The organism is Streptomyces sp. NPDC012474 (assembly GCF_042955185.1).
Lineage (GTDB): Bacteria > Actinomycetota > Actinomycetes > Streptomycetales > Streptomycetaceae > Streptomyces > Streptomyces cahuitamycinicus.
Genome location: NZ_JBIBEP010000001.1, coordinates 455,052 through 475,583 on the forward strand (window position 1 = coordinate 455,052; position 20,532 = coordinate 475,583).

The following is a 20,532-nucleotide window of genomic DNA, read 5'->3' on the forward strand; positions in this document are numbered from 1 at the left end:
TCCTTTGCGCCGGGGAGCTGTACTTCCGTACGGAGCGCACGAGCCGCACGAACGGGGTGTTTCGCGGCATGGCGGTGTACGGGGGCTCGCACGAGCGATGTACGAGCCGGTCCAGTGAATCTGAGGTGAACCACGAGGAGAACCTCTGAATCCAGATTGTTACTTGAGGTTTTCCTGAGGTTCGGTTATGTGGCTCACAGTCGCCTCGAGTTTTCATGAGCGCCACCCCGCGCGCCTTCCCGGAAACACCCGTGTCACACTCGTCCCATGCGCGTGTACCTCGGCTCGGACCATGCGGGCTACGAACTCAAGAACCACCTCGTCGAGTGGCTGAAGGAGGCGGGTCACGACCCCGTCGACTGCGGCCCGCACATCTACGACGCCCAGGACGACTACCCGCCCTTCTGCCTCCGCGCAGCGGAGCGCACGGCCGCGGACCCCGACGCCCTCGGCGTCGTCATCGGCGGCTCGGGCAACGGCGAGCAGATCGCCGCGAACAAGGTCAAGGGCGTTCGCGCGGCCCTCGCCTGGAGCGAGGAGACGGCGTCCCTGGGCCGCCAGCACAACAACGCGAACGTCGTCGCCGTGGGCGCGCGCATGCACTCGCAGGACGAGGCGACGAAGTTCGTGGAGGCGTTCCTCGGTACGCCGTTCTCCGGTGACGAACGTCACATCCGCCGGATCGACATGCTGTCCGCCTACGAGACGACCGGCGACCTGCCTCCGATTCCCCCGCACCATCCGCAGCAGTAGCCCACCCGGGACGGGCACGTAGGGCCGGTTTCCGGAACCTGCCCGGTGCTGGAGCCCCGCTGCCGGAAGGGCAGACTGTCGCCCAGGTGGAGCGGGTGCTGCGTGCGCCCTGCGGGAGCCGGACTCCCGCCTCTGCCAGGACCGGAGCACAGCCAGCTCCGAGCGAGAGCTCTGCCCTGGTTGGGCCGGAGCACGACCCACCCCGAGTGGAGCGTTGCGTCGCCAGGGGTGGAGCGCTGCCCGCTCCGAGCGGGCGCGCTGCACTGCAAGGGCCGGGGTACTGCCCAACCCGAGTGGGCGCGCTGCCCTGCCAGGGGCGGAGCACTGCCGGGAGGCAGGAGCGAAACCCTGCGGCGTCGGCAGCGAAACCCTGCGGGGGCACCAGCGGAAACCTCGTCGGGGGCAGCAGTGGAAACCTCGTCGGGGGTGCGGGTGCGGAGCCCCCGGGAGGGGTGCAGGGGACGAAGTCCCCGCCGGGGTCCGGGGCGGAGCCCCGAGGCGTTTCGACTCGGCCTCTCGACGAACCGTGTCGGGCGGGCGGGTGGGCAGGCCCCCGCCGGGGGCGGAGCCCCGGGGCGTTTCGACTCGGCCTCTCGGCCAACCGTGTCGGGCGGGCGGGTGGGCAAGCCCCCGCCCGCGGCGGAGCCTCACCGCCGGCGGGCAACCGCGAACGACCACAGGGAGACCCCGTGCCGGAAGGCCACACCATCCACCGCCTAGCCCAGGACTACGCCACCGCCTTCCTCGGCACGAAACCCCGCACCACCAGCCCTCAGGGCAAGTTCACCCCCGCCGCCACCCTCCTCACCGGCACGGAACTCACCCACACGGAAGCCCACGGCAAACACCTCTTCCTCGGCTTCCGCGACACCGACTGGATCCACATCCACCTCGGGCTCTTCGGCAAGGTCACCTTCGGCCCGGCCCCCGAACCACCCCCCACCGACACCGTCCGCCTCCGCCTGGCGAACCACACCACCTACGTGGACCTCAGGGGCCCCACCACCTGCGCCCTCATCACACCCCCGGAGAAGCAGGCGATACACGACCGCCTGGGCCCGGACCCCCTCCGCGAGGACGCCGACCCGGACACCGCGTACCGCCGCATCACTCGCAGCCGTACGACGATCGCCGCCCTCCTCATGGATCAGAAGGTCATCGCCGGCGTGGGAAACGTCTATCGTGCCGAGGTGCTCTTCCGGCACCGCATCGACCCGTACCGCGCCGGCAAGGACATCACCCCCGCCGAGTGGCACGCGATCTGGACCGACCTCGTCGACCTGATGCACGAGGGCGTCCGCAACAACCGCATCGACACCGTCCGCCCGGAGCACACGCCGGAGGCGATGGGCCGCCCGCCCCGCGTGGACGACCACGGCGGCGAGGTGTACGTCTACCGCAGGGCCAACCTGCCCTGCCACATCTGCGGCGGCGAGATCCGCACCGCCGACCTCGCAGCCCGCAACCTCTTCTGGTGCCCGTCCTGCCAACGCCCCTGAGCAGCCACGCCGGCAAGAACCCCCGGCCTCAGGACAAGACCCCCGGGCCTCAGAAGCCGTGCGGCAACCACGGAGCCACGCCGCTCCCGAACCCCAGTGAGGCCTCCGCCAGCGCCCCCCGCCGCACCTCCCGCACCCGCCCCGCCGTCCCCAGCGAGGCCAGCGGCACACCCCCGAGGTACGCGGCCCCCAACTCCCGTACGCACAGCACGAGATCCGCCGCATCCGCCGTACGCTCGCAGGTCGCCCCCTTCGTATCCCCGCTGAGCCGCCAACGCCCGGAGTTCCAGGGGCAGAACACGTCCTCCACCTCGAACACCACGTCCACCGGCGTCTGATACGTCCGCGCCTCCAGTGCGGCCCCCAGATCAACCGGCCGCAGGTACAGCGAATCCAGCAGCCGCGGCCGGCACCGCCGGATGTCGGACACCCAGTGCCGCCACGCGTCGTCCACCGGCCGGCCCCGCCCCCGCACCACCAGCGACGACGTCAGGTCGATGCCGAACAGGAACCGCCACAGCGCCGCGTCCGCCGCGGGGTCCAGCGCGGCGGAGCTCTCGAGGATCACCGTGCCGTTGGGCCCGGCGGCCTCCCAGTCCGGTTTGATGCGGTACCGCGCGTACCCGACCGTCTCGCCGTCCCGCTCGGCGAGGACGCACTGCAGTGGAGACGCTCCTCCCCGGTCGCTCTCCGGATCGAGCAACTCCAGCCGCTCCCAGCCGGGTTGCCGTGCCAGCATCCCGGGCCGCGAAGGGACCAGCCGGGCGTACAACGCCTCGCAGGCATCGAGTGCGTCGGCGGGAACGGCGTAGCGCACGCGCACGTCGTCCGTACCCGCGGGCAGCGACGTGAGCCGCACCCGGATCGTGTCGATCTCGGCGCTCAACTGGAAGGTGGCGGCCCCGTATCCGAACCTGCCGTAGATCGCCGGTTCGGAGGCCGTCAGCACGGCCAGCGGCTCACCCGAGGCGCGGACGTCGTCCAGCTGCCGCCGCATCATCGAGGTCAGCACCCCGCGCCGGCGATGGGTGGCGGCCACGCTGACCATGGTGACGCCCGCGGCCGGCACCGAGGCGCCGCCGGGCACCGTGAGCCGGAAGCTGAACGCACCGGCCGTCCCCACACACTCGTCCCCGTCCCAGGCGCCGAGTGAACGGTCTACCTCGGTCAGCGAGTTCCACAACTCCCGCTCCTCGGCGGACTCCGGCACGCCTCCGAAGCCCCGGATCAGAGTGTCGTACCACTTGTCCCAGTCATCCCTGCGGAGGACCCGCAGACCGGGCGAGAGGCCGTTCGCGTCAGTTGCCATGAGCCATGCCTACCAGGGCAATGCGGGACGAGCCAGGGAATTTCTCCCGGGTGGCGGCGGAGCGGCGCGCTGTGAAGTTCACTGTGAAGTCGGCCCTCGGACGGGGGACAAGTGGGACCTCCCGTGCCAAGCGGCTGGTCCGATGGATAGGGTCCCGAACTAATGGCATCAGGACGAGAGCGGCGCGCGGAAGCCGAGACGTTCACGGCCCGGTTGAACAAGCAGTGGCACCGGGTCCGCGTCGGCGTGCGACGAGCGGCCGTGGACTACTTCCGCGGCAACGGCTCGGACTGGATCGCCCTGGTCGGTCTGCTCCTGACCGTCCCGCTGATCGCGGCGGCGACCCTGGCGAACTCGGTGTGGTTCTCACCGGCCGCGCTGGTGCTGCCCGTCGTCGTGGGCGGGCTGCTGCTGCGCCCGGCGAGCCTGCTCGGCCTGTACGCGGCGGCGGCCACGGCACTGATCGTGGAGTCGGTGCAACTCGGCCCGTACACGGAGGGCCCGTCGCGGGTCACCCCGGGCGTCGTGCTCGTGGTCGCGGCCTGCGGCTTCTTCGGGCTGCTCCTCGCCCAGTTCCGCAGCCGGGTCGGTGTGCCCTGGCGGCGCGGCGGCACCATGCTCTTCGACCTGCGTGAACGCATCCGGGTGCAGAGCAAGCTGCCCGACCTGCCGGACGGCTGGCACCGGGAGATGGCCCTGCGCCCGGCGGGCGGCCAGTCGTTCTCGGGCGACTTCGTGGTCGCGGCGCGCACCAACGGCGGCCGTACGCTCGAAGTCGTCCTCACCGACGTCTCCGGCAAGGGCATGGACGCGGGCTCCCGTGCCTTGCTGCTGTCCGGCGCGTTCGGCGGCCTGCTCGGCTCCCTCCCGCCGCACGCCTTCCTCCCTGCCGCCAACGGCTACCTCCTGCGCCAGGACTGGGACGAGGGCTTCGCCACCTCCATCCACCTGGTCCTCGACCTGGACTCCGGCGACTACGAGCTCTACTCCGCCGGCCACCCGCCCGGCCTCCAGCTCAGCGCCGGCACCGGCCGCTGGGAGGAGAAGACGGCCGAGGGCCCGCTCCTCGGGGTGTACGACGGCGCCCAGTTCGACCCGGTGAAGGGCTCGCTGCGGTCGGGCGACGTGCTGATGCTGTTCACGGACGGCCTGGTGGAGACCGCCGACCGCGACATCGTCGAGGGCATCGACCGTCTCACCGGCGAGGCCGACCGCTATGTGGCCGGCGGCTTCCACGGTGCCGCCTGGCACCTCATCGAGGCGGTCGCCAAGGACGTCAACGACGACCGGGCCCTGCTCCTGATCTGCCGCGAGGGACCGACGGCCGCCGTTCCCCGCTGAGGTGGGGTTTTCCCCAACGCTCGTACCGATGACGAGGGGCCTGACGGGCCGGGGGCCGTACATACCCCCGCTCGTGTACGGCTCGTTCGCCGCCGCGATCCTCGTCCTCGGCCTGGCCGCGGTCACCCTGCCGGCCCGGGCGGCGCTGCGCGGGGAGACACTGGAGCGGTGACCGAGACATCCCGTATGACCCTGGCCCAGGTCGAGGCCGCCGCCCGGGCCGCGCACACCGGACAGACCGACAAGGCGGGACGGCCCTACGCCGAGCACCTCCGAGCCGTGGCGGAGGGCGTACGGGCGCGGGGCGGCGACGAGGAGCAGATCGCCGCGGCCTGGCTGCACGACGCCGTCGAGGACGACGCCCTCTCCGCACAGTGGCTGCGCGAGGCCCCGCTGAGCAGCCGTACGAAGGACATCGTCCTCGCGGTCACCAAACGGGCGGGGGAGCCGCCGGAGGCGTACGCCGCGCGGATCCTCGCCACGCCCGGGGCGCTGCTGGTGAAGGAGTCGGACCTGGCGCACAACGCGGACCCGGCCCGCCTCGCGGTCCTCGACGAGGCGACCCGGAAACGACTGACCGAGAAGTACGCACGGATGGGCGCGCTTCTCGGTCTCGTCGGATGAATTCCGCTGTGAGGGTCAGGCGTTGACCTTCTCGCGCTCACGCTCGCGCTCGCGCCGCTCGGCGCTCTGGCGTTCGCGGGCGACTTCGGCGGCGTCCTTCTTGAAGGCCCACTCCATCTTCGGCTCCATCGCGAACCGGAACATGCGCTGCACCGGCTTGGTGCACAGCGCCGTCACGACGGCGGCGGCGAGGACGGTCACGAGGATCTCACCGGTCGGCCGGTGCAGCCAGGACGCCTCGAACCAGCCCTGGTAGTCGCCGGCCTTCACCAGGAAGCCGTGCAGCAGATAGCCGTAGAGCGTGCCGGCGCCGAGGGCGGTGAACCACATGTGGCGGCGTGGCACCCAGGCGAAGAAGCAGGCGGTCAGCACCAGGGAGCAGCCGAACATCGCGAGCACCATGACCGGACCGGTCCACCAGGGGGCGCCCAGCTCCTGCGCGGCGTCACGGTGGTAGAACCACGCGGTGTTCATGCGCGGCACCGCCCACCAGCTGAAGGCCAGCGCGACGGCGAACACCGGCACCGAGGCGATCCGCACGGAACGGCGGCGCACCATGTGGAAGTGCTCGGGCTTCATGACCAGGCCCAGCACGAAGAACGGCAGGAACTGCAGGACGCGCTGCAGATCCAGGTCGTCACCGATCTCCGGGGTGACGGTCGCCATCATCGCGAGACCCAGCGCGAGCGGCAGCGGCCAGCGCACCAGGTTCCAGATGGGGGTGGTCAGACGCCAGATGAACAGCGCGACCAGGAACCAGGTCAGGTACCAGGGGTCGAGAAGGCTGATCTCCTGGTGCGGGTCGTTGTCGATGACCCGCTTGAAGAGCGGATAGGCCGTCTCGAAGATGATGTACGGCACGGCCACGCCGGTGATCAGGCGCTTCAGCCGGTCGGGCCGCATGTCGAAACTGCGGGAGAAGTAGCCGGAGATGAGGATGAACGCCGGCATGTGGAACGCGTAGACGACCTGGTACGCCGCCTCCAGTATCCGGCTGTCGCCCTTGAGCGGCTCCCAGACGTGGCCCATGGCCACCAGCACGATCGCGAGGTACTTGGCGTTGTCGAAGAACGCGTCGCGCTGCTTGCCGTTCTGCTTCTTCTGCGTGCTCTGCGGCGAGCGCGGGCTCGGCACTCCGTCGGCCGGCGACTGTGCCGGGGGAAGTGGCGCCCTGCGGTCGCCGTTCGGTCGCAGCGAGTTCGTCACAGACCCTCCCACCAGGAGCTCGGGGAGACGATCCGGGACCTCGCTGCGCGTGCGGGGGACGAGGCAGCGTGGAACATCTGAGGCACCCTAGCGTTCCCTGCAGCTATTCGTAAAACGCCGGACGTGATTCCTGGCTATTCGCTGCGGGTACCCCGGAATACGGGCAGTTGACGTCACTGCCGGCGTGATGGCCGACACATCATCCGGTGGCGGATCGCGTGCGGCGCCTGGGCCTTGCTTGTCATGACACTTCCGGACTAAGTGATGCATAAGACCAGCAGGCGACTCCGGTGGAATGTCCGCTTCCGCCCTCTTCGGGCCCGGGTTCGCACGGCTGTTGATGGGCTCGTGGCAGCAATTCGAATTAGCTGCGAACGCGTTGTGTGGAGATGGAAACGATGCGGTCGAATTCCCTGTGCGGGTGGCTCGTCGAATTGCCGTGCGACTCCTCGGCGTTGAGACCTTGCACACAAACATCCCGGGCGGGCGGGTGCGACACGTGTGTGGTCGATGCGTCACCGGCCGCATAGCCCGGCCGTGTTGGTGGCACGATGGTTCTGGCGGGGGTGCGCGGGGTCGCGTCCCCGGGCCGGGAGAGCGGACCGACCGAGGGTGTGTGATCAGTTGTGGCCATTTCACTGTCTGTGGTGCTGCTGTTGGCGATCATCCTTGTGGTGTTGCTGAGAGGGGGATCCATCAAGGCAGGGCCGGCGATCGTGGCGGTCCTCTTCGGCTTCTTCCTCGCCTCGACCGGCATGGCCGACGACATCCAGCGGTTCCTCAACTCGATAGCGCAGACCATCAACTCCATCAGCTTCTGACCGGGGCGCCGACACCCCCTCCCGCGCCCCGCGCAACGGGCCCGCCGCAGGGGCGGTTACGCTCGCCCCGACCACAGGACGGTGCGTGACGGGGGGAACGTACAGGGATGGCGCTGCGCGATTCTGACCCGTCGGAGGTGGGCGGCTACCGCATCGAGGACCGCCTGGGCTCCGGCGGCATGGGCGTGGTCTACCTGGCCCGCTCGGCCTCCGGCCGCCGCCTCGCGATCAAAGTCGTGCACAGCCAGTACGCCGACGACGACGAGTTCCGCACCCGGTTCCGCCGCGAGGTCGCCGCCGCCCGCCGGGTAAGCGGCGCCTTCACCGCCCCCGTCGTGGACGCCGACGCCGACGCCACGCACCCCTGGATGGCCACGCTGTACATCCCGGGCGCGGACCTCGGCACCCACGTCCGCGAGCACGGCCCGCTCCCGCTGCCCCGCCTGCGCGGCCTCGCCGCCGGCCTTGCCGAGGCCCTGCGCGACATCCATCGCGCCGGAGTCGTCCACCGTGACCTGAAGCCGGCCAACGTGATGCTCGCCGAGGACGGCCCCCGCGTCATCGACTTCGGCATCTCCCGCGCCGCCGAATACGCCGCCTCCGACGTCCTCACCCAGACCGGCCGCGTCATGGGCACCCCGCCCTTCATGTCCCCGGAGCAGTTCGCCTCCCCGCAGGACGTCGGCCCGGCCGCGGACATGTTCTCCCTCGGCTCCGTCCTCACCCACGCCGCCACCTGCCGGGGCCCGTTCGACAGCCCCAGCCCCTACGAAACGGCCCTGCGGGTCGTCGAGGGCGAACCGGACCTCACCGGCGTCCCCGACGAACTGCTCCCCTTCATCCGCCTCTGCCTGGAGAAGCACCCGAAGGACCGTCCCGCCGCGGACGAACTGTTCACCCTGCTCCGCGAGGGCGGCACCCCCGGCCCGGTCCTGGTGCCCGGCACCCGCGCACCGCGCCCCGTACGTCCGTGGCCGGGCGCCCCGCCGACCGAGCCGGCCGGCACCGCATGGCCCGGCACGGCCCGCGCCGAGCGGGACGACATGTCGCGCCGCCCGCCCGAGGAGGCGGACGCCGAACAGGACGGGGCGCGGCACCCGCGGCCAGGCGGAACCTCGACGGAACAGCACCAGACACCACCTGACCCGGCCGGGCCGCCGACGCCCGAGGCGGAACGCATCCGCGGCCGCCGCAGACACGGACTGCTGCTGGTCACGGCCGCGGTGGCCGTCGCGCTCGCCGCGATCGTCACCACCACCGTCACCCTGACCCGCGACAACGACCGCCCGCCCTCGTCCACCGCGAGGGCGGCCGACCTTCCCGAGGGCTGGAAGCCGTGGGTGGCCACGGTGAAGACCTCGGACAAGGACAAGGGCGTCCCGGTCGGGGCCGACACGCCCCTCAAGGGCTGCTCCGCCGTGGACGCCTCCCTGGTGTGTGCCGGTTCCGACCTCATGGCGACCCGCTTCGCTCTCGCCGACGGCCGCAACACCTGGAGCCGGGCCGTCGACGCCAACCCCGACGGCGCCTTCGGCGACGAGGGCGCGCTCATCGGCACCGGCGACGGACGCGTCTTCGCCTACGGGGCCGACGACGCGGAAGGAACGAGCGGCGTCGGCTCCAGCTACGCGGTATACGCCCTGGCCGCCGACACCGGCAAGGAGCTCTGGCGGACCCCGACCGGTAGCGGCGAAATGGCATCGGTCCCCGACAGCACGCAGGGCGCGGCCACGGCCGTGCCCGACGGCGTCGTCACCTTCTACGGATCACTGGGCGACCAGTACGCCCTGCTCGACGCGGATACCGGAGAGGTCCGCTGGCGGCAGCCGAGGCCGGAGGCCCGGGGCGACTGCCTGCTGGATTCGGCGGCCGACCGTGCCTATCTGATCTGCGAGAACGAGACGAACGACGAGAATGCAGCCGAAAGCACCGTCTCCGAGATCGACCCGGCCACCGGCAGGACCCGCTGGACCGTCGAGGCCGAGGGCGGCCTGGAGATGCTCGGCCGGCATGAGGGACGCCTGGTGTTCGCGGACGGCCGGTCCACGGCGACCCGCGATCTCACCCTGATCGACGTCTCCTCGCACGAGCTCACCGTGCGCCGACTGGCGAAGCCCCGGCCCGAGGACTCCAGGGCGTACCTGGTGCGCGGCACCGTCTACTTCACGCGCAGCAGCGGCGGCGTCCGCGCCGTCTCGCCGGGCACCGGGCGGACGCTGTGGGAATCCAACTCCACCCTGGAACGGCAGGGTCCGCCGACCGCCTCAGCCACCCACGTGTACTTCGCCTCGCCCAGCGGCCGCCTGGCCGCCCTGAACGCGCGCAGCGGCAAGGTCGAGGGCACCCGGGAGGGCCGCGATGACGGCGGCCGGGCCCACAACATACTCGTCACCTCCGGAGCGCCGCTCCTCCTCGTCGGCGACGCCCTGTACGTCCCGTACGGCGTCCGGTCCGTCTACACCGTGGACGTCCGGAACCTCTGATTCAGTCGGCGGGGCGGTGGATCCGGGGACGAAGACCGGCCACAAGTCGGTAGAGGCTCAATGGTCGAGTCAGGCTTCCCTCGAGCGCGATCAGCAGCCGAAGACCTGGGCGAAAAGACGTGGTCCCGTTGGCCGCACGGTGTCATCGTGATCCGATGCTCTTTCGCGCTGCCACCGCAGACCCCGCAGACCTCAATCGCGCCGCCGCCTACCCGGCCGATGGTCCCGTCCCCGCCTTGACCGCGGAAAGGATCCGAGAGGAGCTCGCGAGCAACCAGTTCCGCCCCGAGTGGATCTGGTTCGCTGAGGACGAGGACGGGGAGATCCTGGCTCGCGCTCTGTGGTGGGGCCGTGCCGACAGCGCGCGGCCGATCGCGCTCGATTGCCTCCAGGTACGCTCCGGCGTCCTCGACCCGGTCGCCATCGCCTCCGGGCTGCTAGCCGCCGGCCATGCCGCCTTCGGGGCTCTTCCTGCTTACAACATCTCGCTGCCCCGCGACTGGCGGAACGACCCCGTGCTGGTCGATGCGGTGGCCTGGCGCAGGGAGGCGGCGTGCAGGTCCGGACTGAGCAGCGAGATCGAGCGTCTGCGGTACGAGTGGACACCGGTTGCCAAGGTCCCTGTGCCTGAGGGAAAGCTGATCTTCCGGGAGGGTACGGACGAGGAGTTCCTCGACGCGTTCATCCGGCTGTCCGCTGGCAGCCTGGATCAGCACACGCAGAACGAGCTCCGCTCGATGGACGCCGAGCAATTGGCCCGCGAGGACATCGAGTTCTACCTCGACTGTCCCGGTGAGCGCTCCTGGTGGCGCCTTGCCGAACTCCCGGACGGCACTCTGGCGGGCCTGGCCATCCCCTCCGCGACCCCCTACCACCGAAACGTCGGCTACCTGGGTGTCGTTCCAGAGCAGCGCGGACAGGGCCTGATCGACGAGATCCTCGCCGAGATCACCAGGTTCCACGCGAGCGAGGGCGCCGACCGCATTACCGCTACGACGGACATCGTCAACGTTCCGATGGCCGCCGCCTTCGACCGCGCGGGCTATGAGACAACGGAGATCCGCTTCGTCCTGGAAGCCCCACCGCAGTGAGCCGACGAGTTCGTCCCCGACGGCCAGGGGGAGCGACGGCGGCAGTGTGACCACGCGGTCGGCGTAGCGGCTTCGGGCGGGAGCTGCCATGGGGCGGGTGATCATGGCCTCGTAAGCTCATGGCGAGTCGGGCAAAGAACGAGAGCGGCCGGAATCGACACGGTGCGTCTGCCCGCAGCGCTCTTGGGAGCCTTGATCTCGCACTGTCCGTTGAACATATGGGCCACGGCACCGCCCGGGCCGCGCTGTATCAGCACGCGAGTGCCGCAGGTGACCGGCTGATCGCTGACATGCTGAGCGCCCTGGTCCACAAGGGACGGAAGCCGAAGCGGAAACAAGATCAGGAGCCCGGAGGGGCACGCGGGGGACACGCCGGACTGAACGCAGTCCCCGGAAACACTCAGGGCCAGGCGGAGGAGTGATCCTCTGACCTGGCCCTGAGCCGTATGGAGCGGGCGACGGGAATCGAACCCGCGTAGCTAGTTTGGAAGACTAGGGCTCTACCATTGAGCTACGCCCGCACAGCACGCGCCGCGGGTCGGGTGACCGCGGCACTGAAGGCATCGTAGCGGGTCGGCCCCCTTCGTCGCACACCGCATTCGTGCCGGGGGCGACGCGGCACGGCCCTGTGGAAATGCGGCCGCCGCACCGCCCGTCGGCATGTACCCTACGTGTCGCACCAGACGGGGTGTGGCGCAGCTTGGTAGCGCGTCCGCTTTGGGAGCGGAAGGCCGTGGGTTCAAATCCCGCCACCCCGACCAGCCACCCGATCACTCGCGTGATCGCCCATCGGATCACTCAGGTGATCGCCTTTTGGGCGGTGTAGTCGCTGCCGTTACTATGCAAGCTGCACGCCCGTGTGTCTCAGGTCTGAAGTCTCCGGGCGGCGAAGTCCGCCGGGCCGTTCTGGTCCCGGCAGAAACCAAGAAGTCAGCCACAAGGAGACCGAACCGTGAAGAGCGCCGTGGAGACCCTGAACCCGACTCGGGTTCGGCTCACTGTCGAGGTGCCCTTCGAGGAGCTCAAGGACAGCCTCGACGCGGCGTACAAGAAGATCAACCAGCAGGTCACGGTGAAGGGCTTCCGTAAGGGCAAGGTCCCGGCCCGGGTCATCGACCAGCGGTTCGGCCGCGGTGCGGTTCTGGAGGAGGCGGTCAACGACGCGCTTCCGAAGTTCTACACCGACGCGGTCAACGAGGCGGAGCTCAGCGTGCTGGGCCAGCCCGAGGTCGACATCACCGAGCTGAAGGACGGCGAGACGCTGAACTTCACCGCCGAGGTCGACATCCGCCCGGCCATCGAGATCCCGGACTTCTCCGGCATCGAGGTCGAGGTCGACGCGGTCGAGGTCACCGACGAGGACGTCGACAAGGCCGTCGAGGAGCTGCGCGAGCGCTTCGCCTCCACCGCCCCGGTGGAGCGTGCCGCCGAAGACGGCGACGTCGTGACGATCGACCTGCAGGCCGAGGTCGAGGGCGAGGTCCTGGAGGACGGCGTCGCCGACGGTGTCTCCTACACCATCGGCTCCGGTGAGCTGCTGGAAGGCATCGACGACGCCGTGAAGGGCCTGGAGGCCGGTGGCGAGGCCACCTTCACCTCCGAGCTCAAGGGCGGCTCCGCCGCCGGCAAGGAGGCCCAGGTCACCGTCAAGGTCACCCAGGTCGCCAAGCGTGAACTGCCCGAGCTGGACGACGAGTTCGCACAGCTCGCCTCCGAGTTCGACACCATCGGGGAACTGCGCGAGGACAGCCGCAAGCGCCTTGAGAACATGAAGCAGTACGACCAGGCCACGCAGGCCCAGGAGCGCGTCCTGGAGAAGCTGCTCGACCTGGTCGAGGTCCCCGTCCCCGAGAAGCTGCTCGAGGACGAGGTCAACACGCGCAAGCACAACCTCCAGCACCACCAGCTCGGCCAGATGGGTCTCGACCTCGCGAAGTACCTGGAGATCCAGGGCAAGAGCGAGGAGGAGTTCGAAGCCGAGACCAAGGAAGCCGCGGTCAAGGGCATCAAGACCCAGTTCGTGCTCGACGAGCTCGTCAAGCAGGAGAAGCTGAACGTCAACCAGGAGGAGCTCACCGAGCACCTCATGCGCCGTGCGGCCTCCTCCGGCATGTCCCCCGACCAGTTCGCCCAGGCGGTCGTCGAGGGTGGCCAGGTTCCGCTCCTGGTCGGCGAGGTCGCCCGCGGCAAGGCCCTGGCCGTCGTGGTCGAGAAGGCCACGGTCAAGGACACCAACGGCGAGGTCGTCGACCTCGACGACGAAGAGGACGAGACCGAGGCCGTCGAGGCCGAGGCCACGGAGGCCTCCGCCGAGGAGAAGACCGAGGGCTGAGTCCCGGTCGCGGTGAGTTCGTGAAGAAGGCCCTGGGGTATGCCCCAGGGCCTTCTCGCCATCCCGGGGGCAAAGCGCACTCCAGGGGGCGCGGGGAACTGCGCGACAAGCCCCCACCCGCCTGCGGCCCGGCGATTTCCGCACCACCCACGACGGGACCGCACGGCGCCCCGGCGGAGCCCACCGCGCTACGCCCCCGGCGAACACTCCCATCTCCGGGATTCCCCGAAGGGACCCGCGCGTTAGGGTCCATGAATACGAGGGCAGTGGAGTCCCCGAACGGCTCCTAGCCCCTAGGGAAACGTGAGACGGCCCGGCGCCGTCGTAAGACGAGCAGGTGGATACGTGACGAATCTGATGCCCTCAGCCGCCGGCGACCCTTCCATCGGTGGTGGCCTCGGCGACCAGGTCTACAACCGGCTGCTCAACGAGCGGATCATCTTCCTCGGCCAGCCGGTCGACGACGACATCGCCAACAAGATCACCGCACAGCTGCTGCTCCTTGCCTCCGACCCGGAGAAGGACATCTACCTGTACATCAACAGCCCCGGCGGTTCGATCACGGCCGGCATGGCGATCTACGACACGATGCAGTACATCAAGAACGACGTGGTGACCATCGCCATGGGCCTCGCGGCCTCGATGGGCCAGTTCCTGCTCAGCGCCGGCACCCCCGGCAAGCGTTTCGCGCTGCCGAACGCCGAGATCCTGATCCACCAGCCCTCCGCCGGCCTCGCCGGCTCGGCCTCGGACATCAAGATCCACGCCGAGCGGCTGCTGCACACCAAGAAGCGCATGGCCGAGCTGACCTCGCAGCACACCGGCCAGACGATCGAGCAGATCACCCGCGACTCGGACCGCGACCGCTGGTTCGACGCCTTCGAGGCCAAGGAGTACGGCCTCATCGACGACGTGATGACGACGGCCGCCGGTATGCCGGGCGGCGGCGGCACCGGGGCCTGAGCGGTCCCCACGGGGCCTGTGGTGCCCCGTGAGGCCCACGGAGCCCTCCCGGGCGCCCAGCGACCCCAGACAGCCCCAGCCGACCGCCTCAGCCCTCTTCAGGAGACACCGTGAACCAGTTCCCCGGCAGCGGGATCTACGACCGTATGGACGCCGTGCAGGACATGAGCGGCTCGCAGGGCCGCTACACCGGCCCGCAGGCCGAGTCCCGCTACATCATTCCGCGCTTCGTCGAGCGCACCTCCCAGGGCATCCGCGAGTACGACCCGTACGCGAAGCTCTTCGAGGAGCGCGTGATCTTCCTCGGCGTCCAGATCGACGACGCCTCCGCCAACGACGTCATGGCGCAGCTGCTGTGCCTGGAGTCGATGGACCCCGACCGTGACATCTCGGTCTACATCAACAGCCCGGGCGGCTCCTTCACGGCGCTCACTGCGATCTACGACACGATGCAGTACGTGAAGCCGGACGTCCAGACGGTCTGCATGGGCCAGGCCGCCTCCGCCGCCGCCGTCCTGCTGGCCGCCGGTACGCCGGGCAAGCGCATGGCCCTGCCGAACGCGCGCGTGCTGATCCACCAGCCGTACAGCGAGACCGGCCGCGGTCAGGTGTCCGACCTGGAGATCGCCGCGAACGAGATCCTCCGGATGCGCTCGCAGCTGGAGGAGATGCTGGCCAAGCACTCCACGACACCGGTCGAGAAGATCCGCGAGGACATCGAGCGCGACAAGATCCTCACGGCCGAGGATGCGCTGAGCTACGGACTGATCGACCAGGTCATCAGCACCCGGAAGATGGACAACTCGAGCCTGCGTTGAGGCGAGAGGCTGTATCGTCTGCCGCCCCTTGGCATGGTTTGGCTCGGTTCACGTCAAAGCGAACCGCGCCAAGGGGGGCCCGGACGAGGGGCCCGGCAAGGTACCGTCGGACATAAGGCAGCACCAGGAGTCCGCTGGACGTCGACGTCCAGGAGTCTCCCAGGCGAAGGGGAAGCACACCGTGGCACGCATCGGTGACGGCGGCGATCTGCTCAAGTGCTCGTTCTGCGGCAAGAGCCAGAAGCAGGTCAAGAAGCTCATCGCAGGGCCCGGTGTGTACATCTGCGACGAGTGCATCGACCTCTGCAACGAGATCATCGAGGAGGAGCTGGCCGAGACCAGCGAGGTCCGCTGGGAGGAACTCCCGAAGCCCCGCGAGATCTACGAGTTCCTCGAGGGCTACGTGGTCGGCCAGGAGGCCGCCAAGAAGGCCCTGTCCGTAGCGGTGTACAACCACTACAAGCGCGTCCAGGCCGGCGAGAACGGCGGGGCGAACGGCCGTGACGACGCCATCGAGTTGGCGAAGTCCAACATCCTGCTCCTCGGCCCCACGGGCTCCGGCAAGACCCTCCTCGCGCAGACACTCGCGCGCATGCTGAACGTCCCCTTCGCGATCGCCGACGCCACGGCCCTCACGGAGGCGGGATACGTCGGCGAGGACGTCGAGAACATCCTGCTCAAGCTGATCCAGGCGGCCGACTACGACGTCAAGAAGGCCGAGACCGGGATCATCTACATCGACGAGATCGACAAGGTCGCGAGGAAGAGTGAAAACCCCTCGATCACGCGCGACGTGTCGGGTGAGGGCGTCCAGCAGGCCCTGCTGAAGATCCTGGAGGGCACCACGGCCTCGGTCCCGCCGCAGGGCGGCCGTAAGCACCCCCACCAGGAGTTCATCCAGATCGACACGACGAACGTGCTGTTCATCGTGGGCGGTGCCTTCTCCGGTCTCGAGAAGATCATCGAGTCCCGGGCCGGCGCCAAGGGCATCGGCTTCGGCGCGCAGATCCGCTCCAAGCGCGAGATGGAGTCCAAGGACCAGTTCCAGGAGGTCATGCCGGAGGACCTGGTCAAGTTCGGCATGATCCCCGAGTTCATCGGCCGTCTCCCGGTCATCACCTCGGTCCACAACCTCGACCGCGAGGCGCTGCTCCAGATCCTGGTCGAGCCGCGCAACGCGCTCGTCAAGCAGTACGAGCGCCTCTTCGAACTCGACGGCGTGGAGCTGGACTTCGAGCGCGAGGCCCTCGAAGCCATCGCCGACCAGGCCATCCTCCGCCAGACCGGCGCGCGCGGCCTGCGCGCCATCATGGAGGAAGTCCTCCAGGGCGTGATGTACGAGGTCCCGTCCCGCAAGGACGTGGCCCGGGTCGTCATCACGGCGGACGTCGTCCAGTCGAACGTCAACCCGACGCTGATCCCGCGGGACGCGCGCAACGGCCGCGGGCCGGGCGAGCAGAAGACGGCCTAGTCACCCACTGCACGCGAAGGCGCCCAGCACAGTTGCCGGGCGCCTTCGTCGTTGCCGGCGTCAGGCGGGGACGCGGACCTCCTCGCGGAGCTTGGTGGTGAGGTCGATGGCCACGTCCTTGGTAATGCCCTGTGCCACCTCCCCCGGCGACACGATGGCGATCGTGCTGTAGTCGGCCCACGCGCAGAACCAGTTGGTCTTCGTCTTCTGGGTCTTCCGGTCCTGCCCCTTGAGCGACTGGCACTTCATGACGGCGCCGTCGAGGTCCGTCTCCTCGGGCTCGCCGACCAGCTCGGGCCTGCCGGCTCCGGTGGTGGCTTCCTTCTCGAACGACTTCTTGAAGCTGGCGAAGAACAGGTCCAGGGTCGCCTCGGGGTCGGAGATCTCACCGTAGGCGCCGGCGACCGACAGGGTCTTGGCCGATGCCATCTTCGCCGCGGAGGAGGGATCGTCGGGGTCGTAGTCGCTCTGATCCACCGTGGAGTAGAGTCCCGCCGCGGTCTTGGCGTTCTTGACGCCGCTCTTCTCGAACTCCGACTTCTCCTCGGAGCCGGTGGTCTGCCCGTCCTTCGTGGTGCGCTTGTACTCGGTGAGCACGGTCGCCGGCGTCGACAGCTTGTGGGGCCCGTCGTCCTCCAGGCCGCCGCCGCCCCCGCCGATCACGAAGTACGCGCCCACAGCGATCGCGGCCACGACGGCCACCGCGCCCAGGATGATGCCCGTCTTCTTCTTGCCGCCGCCCGGGGCAGGTGGCTGGGGGACGCCGTAGGGGGCCTGGCCGTACGGGGGCTGCTGGCCATAGGGCGCCTGCTGGGGCGGGACGCCCTGCGGGGGCTGCTGCGGGTAGCCGTAGCCGGGCTGGGGCGGAGGGGCCTGCTGGGGGTAGCCGTAGCCGGGCTGGGGCGCCTGCGGCGGCTGGCCGTACGGACCGGGCTGGCCGTACGGACCGGGCTGCTGGGGTTGCCCGCCGTACGGGCCCGGCTGGTTGTAGCTCATGTTCTGGGTTCCCCTCCAGATGCTTATGTGTTTCGGACATCCTGGCGCAGACCCGCCGTGTGCATGGCACCGGGGCTCCCACCGTTACACGGCAAACGCGTTTCGGGACGGGGCCGTGACACCTCTAAACTGACCCCCGTGACCGAGAACGCTCAGCAGCAGCCACCAGCGCCCAGCACCGACCTGCCGACCCAGTACGCGCCGGCCGACGTGGAGGGGCCGCTGTACGAGCGCTGGGTAGAGCGGGGTTACTTCGAGGCGGACGAGAAGAGCGAGAAGCCGCCGTACACCATCGTCATCCCGCCGCCGAACGTCACGGGCTCGCTCCACCTGGGGCACGCCTTCCAGCACACCCTCATGGACGCCCTCACGCGCCGCAAGCGCATGCAGGGGTACGAGGCGCTGTGGCTGCCCGGTATGGATCACGCCGGTATCGCGACGCAGAACAAGGTCGAGCAGCAGCTCGCCGAGGAGGGCAAGTCCCGGCACGACCTGGGGCGCGAGGAGTTCGTCGAGCGCGTCTGGCAGTGGAAGGAGGAGTACGGCGGCCGGATCCTCGGCCAGATGCGTCGCCTCGGTGACGGCGTCGACTGGAGCCGCGAGCGCTTCACGATGGACGAAGGCCTCTCCAAGGCCGTCCTCACCATCTTCAAGCGGCTCTACGACGACGAGCTGATCTACCGCGCCGAGCGCATCATCAACTGGTGCCCGCGCTGTCTGACGGCCATCTCGGACATCGAGGTGGAATACCAGGAGGACGCGGGCGAGTTGGTCTCCATCCGCTACGGCGAGGGCGAGGAAAGCCTCGTCGTCGCGACCACGCGCGCCGAGACGATGCTCGGTGACACGGCCGTCGCCGTCCACCCCGACGACGAGCGCTACCGGCACCTCATCGGCAAGCAGATCAAGCTCCCGCTGACCGACCGCACCATCCCGGTCGTCGCCGACGCCCACGTCGACCCCGAGTTCGGCACCGGTGCGGTCAAGGTGACCCCGGCGCACGACCCGAACGACTTCGAGATCGGCCGCCGCCACGACCTGCCGTCCCTGACGATCATGGACGAGCACGGCGTGATCACGGTTCATGGTCCCTTCATCGGCCTGGACCGCTTCGAGGCCCGCTCGGCTGTTGTCGGCGCCCTCAAGGAGCAGGGCCGCATCGTCGCCGAGAAGCGCCCGTACATGCACTCCGTCGGCCACTGCTCGCGCTGCAAGACCACGGTCGAGCCGCGCCTTTCCATGCAGTGGTGGGTGAAGGTCGGCCCGCTCGCCAAGGCGGCCGGTGACGCGGTCCGCGACGGCCGCGTCAAGATCCACCCGGAGGACATGTCGAAGCGCTACTTCGACTGGGTCGACAACATGCACGACTGGTGCATCTCGCGCCAGCTGTGGTGGGGCCACCGCATCCCCATCTGGTACGGCCCGGACGGCGAGGTCGTCTGCGTCGGCCCGGACGACGAGCCGCCCACCGGCGAGGGCTGGACCCAGGACTCCGACGTCCTGGACACCTGGTTCTCCTCCGGCCTGTGGCCGTTCTCCACGCTCGGCTGGCCGGAGAAGACCCCGGACCTCAAGAAGTTCTACCCGACCGACGTCCTGCTCACCGGCCACGACATCATCTTCTTCTGGGTCGCCCGGATGATGATGTTCGGCCTCTACGCCATGGACGGCGAGGCCCCCTTCCACACCATCGCGCTGACCGGCCTGGTCCGCGACGAGTTCGGCAAGAAGATGTCGAAGTCGAACCCGAACGCCGTGGACCCGCTGGTCTGGATGGACGCCTACGGCTCCGACGCCGTCCGCTTCACCCTCGCCAACGGCGCCAACCCGGGCGCGGACGTGCCGATCGGCGAGGACTGGGTCAAGGCCTCCCGGAACTTCACCAACAAGATCTGGAACGCCACCCGCTTCGCCCTCATGAACGGCGCCACGATCGAGGGCCCGCTGCCGGACGCCTCCGAGATGTCCGCGGCGGACCGCTGGATCCTCTCGCGCCTGAACACCACGGTCGCCCAGGTCGACGCGTACTACGACGACTACCAGTTCGCGAAACTCGCCGACGCGCTCTACCACTTCGCGTGGGACGAGGTCTTCGACTGGTACGTCGAGCTGTCCAAGACCACGTTCTTCGCCGGCGGCGAGCCGGCCAGGGTCTCCGGGCGGGTCCTCGGCGAGGTCCTGGACGTGATGCTGCGTCTGCTCCACCCGGTCATCCCGTTCGTCACGGACGCCCTGTGGACCACCCTGACCGGCGGCGAGTCCCTGGTCATCGGCGACTGGCCCAAGGACTCCGGGTTCCGTGACAAGGCCGCCGAGCAGGAGATCGAGCTGGTCCAGCGGGTCATCACGGAGGTGCGCCGGTTCCGCAAGGACCAGGGCCTGAAGGACGGCCAGAAGGTCCCGGCCCGCTTGGAGCTGACCGGCACCGCCCTGGCGCCCCACGAGCCGGCCATCCGCCAGCTGCTCCGTCTCCAGCCGGAGGGCGACGCCTTCACGGCCACGGCGACCCTCCCGGTCGCCGGCGCGGAGGTCGCCCTCGACCTGTCCGGCACGATCGACGTGGCGGCGGAGCGCAAGCGTCTTGCCAAGGACCTCGCCGCGGCCGAGAAGGAGAAGGCGCAGGCGAACGCCAAGCTCGGCAACGAGGCGTTCCTGGCGAAGGCCCCCGACCACGTCGTGGACAAGATCCGTACCCGCCTGGCCAAGGCGGAGGAGGACATCGTCCGCATTCAGGCGCAGCTGGAGAGGCTGCCGCAGGGGTAAGGGCCAGTACGAGTGTGAGGCCCCCGCAGCTGTCGGGTCCGGGGGCCTCACGCATGCCTCAG

At 69.5% G+C, this 20,532-nt stretch carries 15 protein-coding genes, 2 tRNA genes and 1 pseudogene; 14 read left to right on the forward strand and 4 right to left on the reverse strand.

Annotation, left to right across the window (positions count from 1 at the left end; all coding sequences use genetic code 11):
• Window positions 1–267 precede the first annotated feature (267 nt).
• Together ACFY9S_RS02015 and ACFY9S_RS02020 are read left to right on the forward strand one after the other, a co-directional pair.
• The gene (locus tag ACFY9S_RS02015; protein ID WP_391121558.1) at window positions 268–753 is read left to right on the forward strand and encodes a ribose-5-phosphate isomerase; all 486 of its coding nucleotides are present in this window, start codon (window positions 268–270) and stop codon (window positions 751–753) included.
• A 689-nt stretch (window positions 754–1,442) separates the two neighbouring features.
• Window positions 1,443–2,252, forward strand: coding sequence for a DNA-formamidopyrimidine glycosylase family protein (locus ACFY9S_RS02020; RefSeq protein ID WP_391121561.1), 810 nt, complete (start codon window positions 1,443–1,445; stop codon window positions 2,250–2,252).
• Window positions 2,253–2,301: 49 nt separating this feature from the next.
• Here ACFY9S_RS02020 and ACFY9S_RS02025 read toward each other — a convergent pair whose 3' ends face one another.
• The gene (locus tag ACFY9S_RS02025; protein ID WP_391121564.1) at window positions 2,302–3,561 is read right to left on the reverse strand and encodes a GNAT family N-acetyltransferase; all 1,260 of its coding nucleotides are present in this window, start codon (window positions 3,559–3,561) and stop codon (window positions 2,302–2,304) included.
• A gap of 162 nt (window positions 3,562–3,723) precedes the next feature.
• Between ACFY9S_RS02025 and ACFY9S_RS02030 the strand changes: the two genes are divergently transcribed.
• From ACFY9S_RS02030 to ACFY9S_RS02040, 3 genes and pseudogenes are all read left to right on the forward strand, one after another.
• Window positions 3,724–4,902: a PP2C family protein-serine/threonine phosphatase gene (locus tag ACFY9S_RS02030; protein WP_102911109.1), complete on the forward strand. Its 1,179-nt coding sequence runs from the start codon at window positions 3,724–3,726 to the stop codon at window positions 4,900–4,902.
• A 16-nt stretch (window positions 4,903–4,918) separates the two neighbouring features.
• Window positions 4,919–5,074: pseudogene (locus tag ACFY9S_RS02035) on the forward strand (ABC transporter permease); the annotation flags it as partial.
• A gap of 14 nt (window positions 5,075–5,088) precedes the next feature.
• Window positions 5,089–5,526: an HD domain-containing protein gene (locus tag ACFY9S_RS02040; protein ID WP_391122911.1), complete on the forward strand. Its 438-nt coding sequence runs from the start codon at window positions 5,089–5,091 to the stop codon at window positions 5,524–5,526.
• A gap of 15 nt (window positions 5,527–5,541) precedes the next feature.
• On the opposite strand, the gene ACFY9S_RS02045 is transcribed toward ACFY9S_RS02040, so the two are convergent.
• The gene (locus tag ACFY9S_RS02045) at window positions 5,542–6,660 is read right to left on the reverse strand and encodes an acyltransferase family protein (protein ID WP_391122914.1); all 1,119 of its coding nucleotides are present in this window, start codon (window positions 6,658–6,660) and stop codon (window positions 5,542–5,544) included.
• A gap of 698 nt (window positions 6,661–7,358) precedes the next feature.
• Between ACFY9S_RS02045 and ACFY9S_RS02050 the strand changes: the two genes are divergently transcribed.
• From ACFY9S_RS02050 to ACFY9S_RS02060, 3 genes are all read left to right on the forward strand, one after another.
• Window positions 7,359–7,553: a hypothetical protein gene (locus ACFY9S_RS02050; RefSeq protein WP_086603929.1), complete on the forward strand. Its 195-nt coding sequence runs from the start codon at window positions 7,359–7,361 to the stop codon at window positions 7,551–7,553.
• A gap of 107 nt (window positions 7,554–7,660) precedes the next feature.
• Window positions 7,661–10,036, forward strand: coding sequence for a PQQ-binding-like beta-propeller repeat protein (locus tag ACFY9S_RS02055; RefSeq protein WP_391121567.1), 2,376 nt, complete (start codon window positions 7,661–7,663; stop codon window positions 10,034–10,036).
• A 155-nt stretch (window positions 10,037–10,191) separates the two neighbouring features.
• Window positions 10,192–11,127 (forward strand): GNAT family N-acetyltransferase, encoded by a 936-nt coding sequence (locus ACFY9S_RS02060; protein WP_391121570.1) that lies wholly within the window; start codon window positions 10,192–10,194, stop codon window positions 11,125–11,127.
• 447 nt (window positions 11,128–11,574) lie between these two features.
• Here the strand turns inward: ACFY9S_RS02060 and ACFY9S_RS02065 are convergent.
• Window positions 11,575–11,648, reverse strand: a tRNA-Gly gene (locus ACFY9S_RS02065).
• A 163-nt stretch (window positions 11,649–11,811) separates the two neighbouring features.
• Between ACFY9S_RS02065 and ACFY9S_RS02070 the strand changes: the two genes are divergently transcribed.
• The 5 genes from ACFY9S_RS02070 (at window position 11,812) to clpX (ending at window position 16,711) form a co-directional block, all read left to right on the forward strand.
• Window positions 11,812–11,888, forward strand: a tRNA-Pro gene (locus ACFY9S_RS02070).
• Window positions 11,889–12,079: 191 nt separating this feature from the next.
• Entirely contained in the window at window positions 12,080–13,459 is a 1,380-nt protein-coding gene (gene tig, locus ACFY9S_RS02075) for a trigger factor (RefSeq protein WP_391121573.1), read from the forward strand.
• Window positions 13,460–13,816: 357 nt separating this feature from the next.
• Complete coding sequence (locus tag ACFY9S_RS02080; protein ID WP_179879105.1) at window positions 13,817–14,422, forward strand: ATP-dependent Clp protease proteolytic subunit; 606 nt, start codon at window positions 13,817–13,819, stop codon at window positions 14,420–14,422.
• A 110-nt stretch (window positions 14,423–14,532) separates the two neighbouring features.
• Entirely contained in the window at window positions 14,533–15,240 is a 708-nt protein-coding gene (locus ACFY9S_RS02085) for an ATP-dependent Clp protease proteolytic subunit (protein ID WP_391121576.1), read from the forward strand.
• 181 nt (window positions 15,241–15,421) lie between these two features.
• On the forward strand, window positions 15,422–16,711 hold the full coding sequence (gene clpX / locus ACFY9S_RS02090) for an ATP-dependent Clp protease ATP-binding subunit ClpX (protein ID WP_102911101.1): 1,290 nt from the start codon (window positions 15,422–15,424) through the stop codon (window positions 16,709–16,711).
• Window positions 16,712–16,771: 60 nt separating this feature from the next.
• Here clpX and ACFY9S_RS02095 read toward each other — a convergent pair whose 3' ends face one another.
• Window positions 16,772–17,707: a hypothetical protein gene (locus tag ACFY9S_RS02095; RefSeq protein WP_391121579.1), complete on the reverse strand. Its 936-nt coding sequence runs from the start codon at window positions 17,705–17,707 to the stop codon at window positions 16,772–16,774.
• Between the two features lie 138 nt (window positions 17,708–17,845).
• On the opposite strand from ACFY9S_RS02095, the gene ACFY9S_RS02100 reads away from it, so the two are divergent.
• Entirely contained in the window at window positions 17,846–20,470 is a 2,625-nt protein-coding gene (locus ACFY9S_RS02100; RefSeq protein ID WP_391121582.1) for a valine--tRNA ligase, read from the forward strand.
• Window positions 20,471–20,532 lie beyond the last annotated feature (62 nt).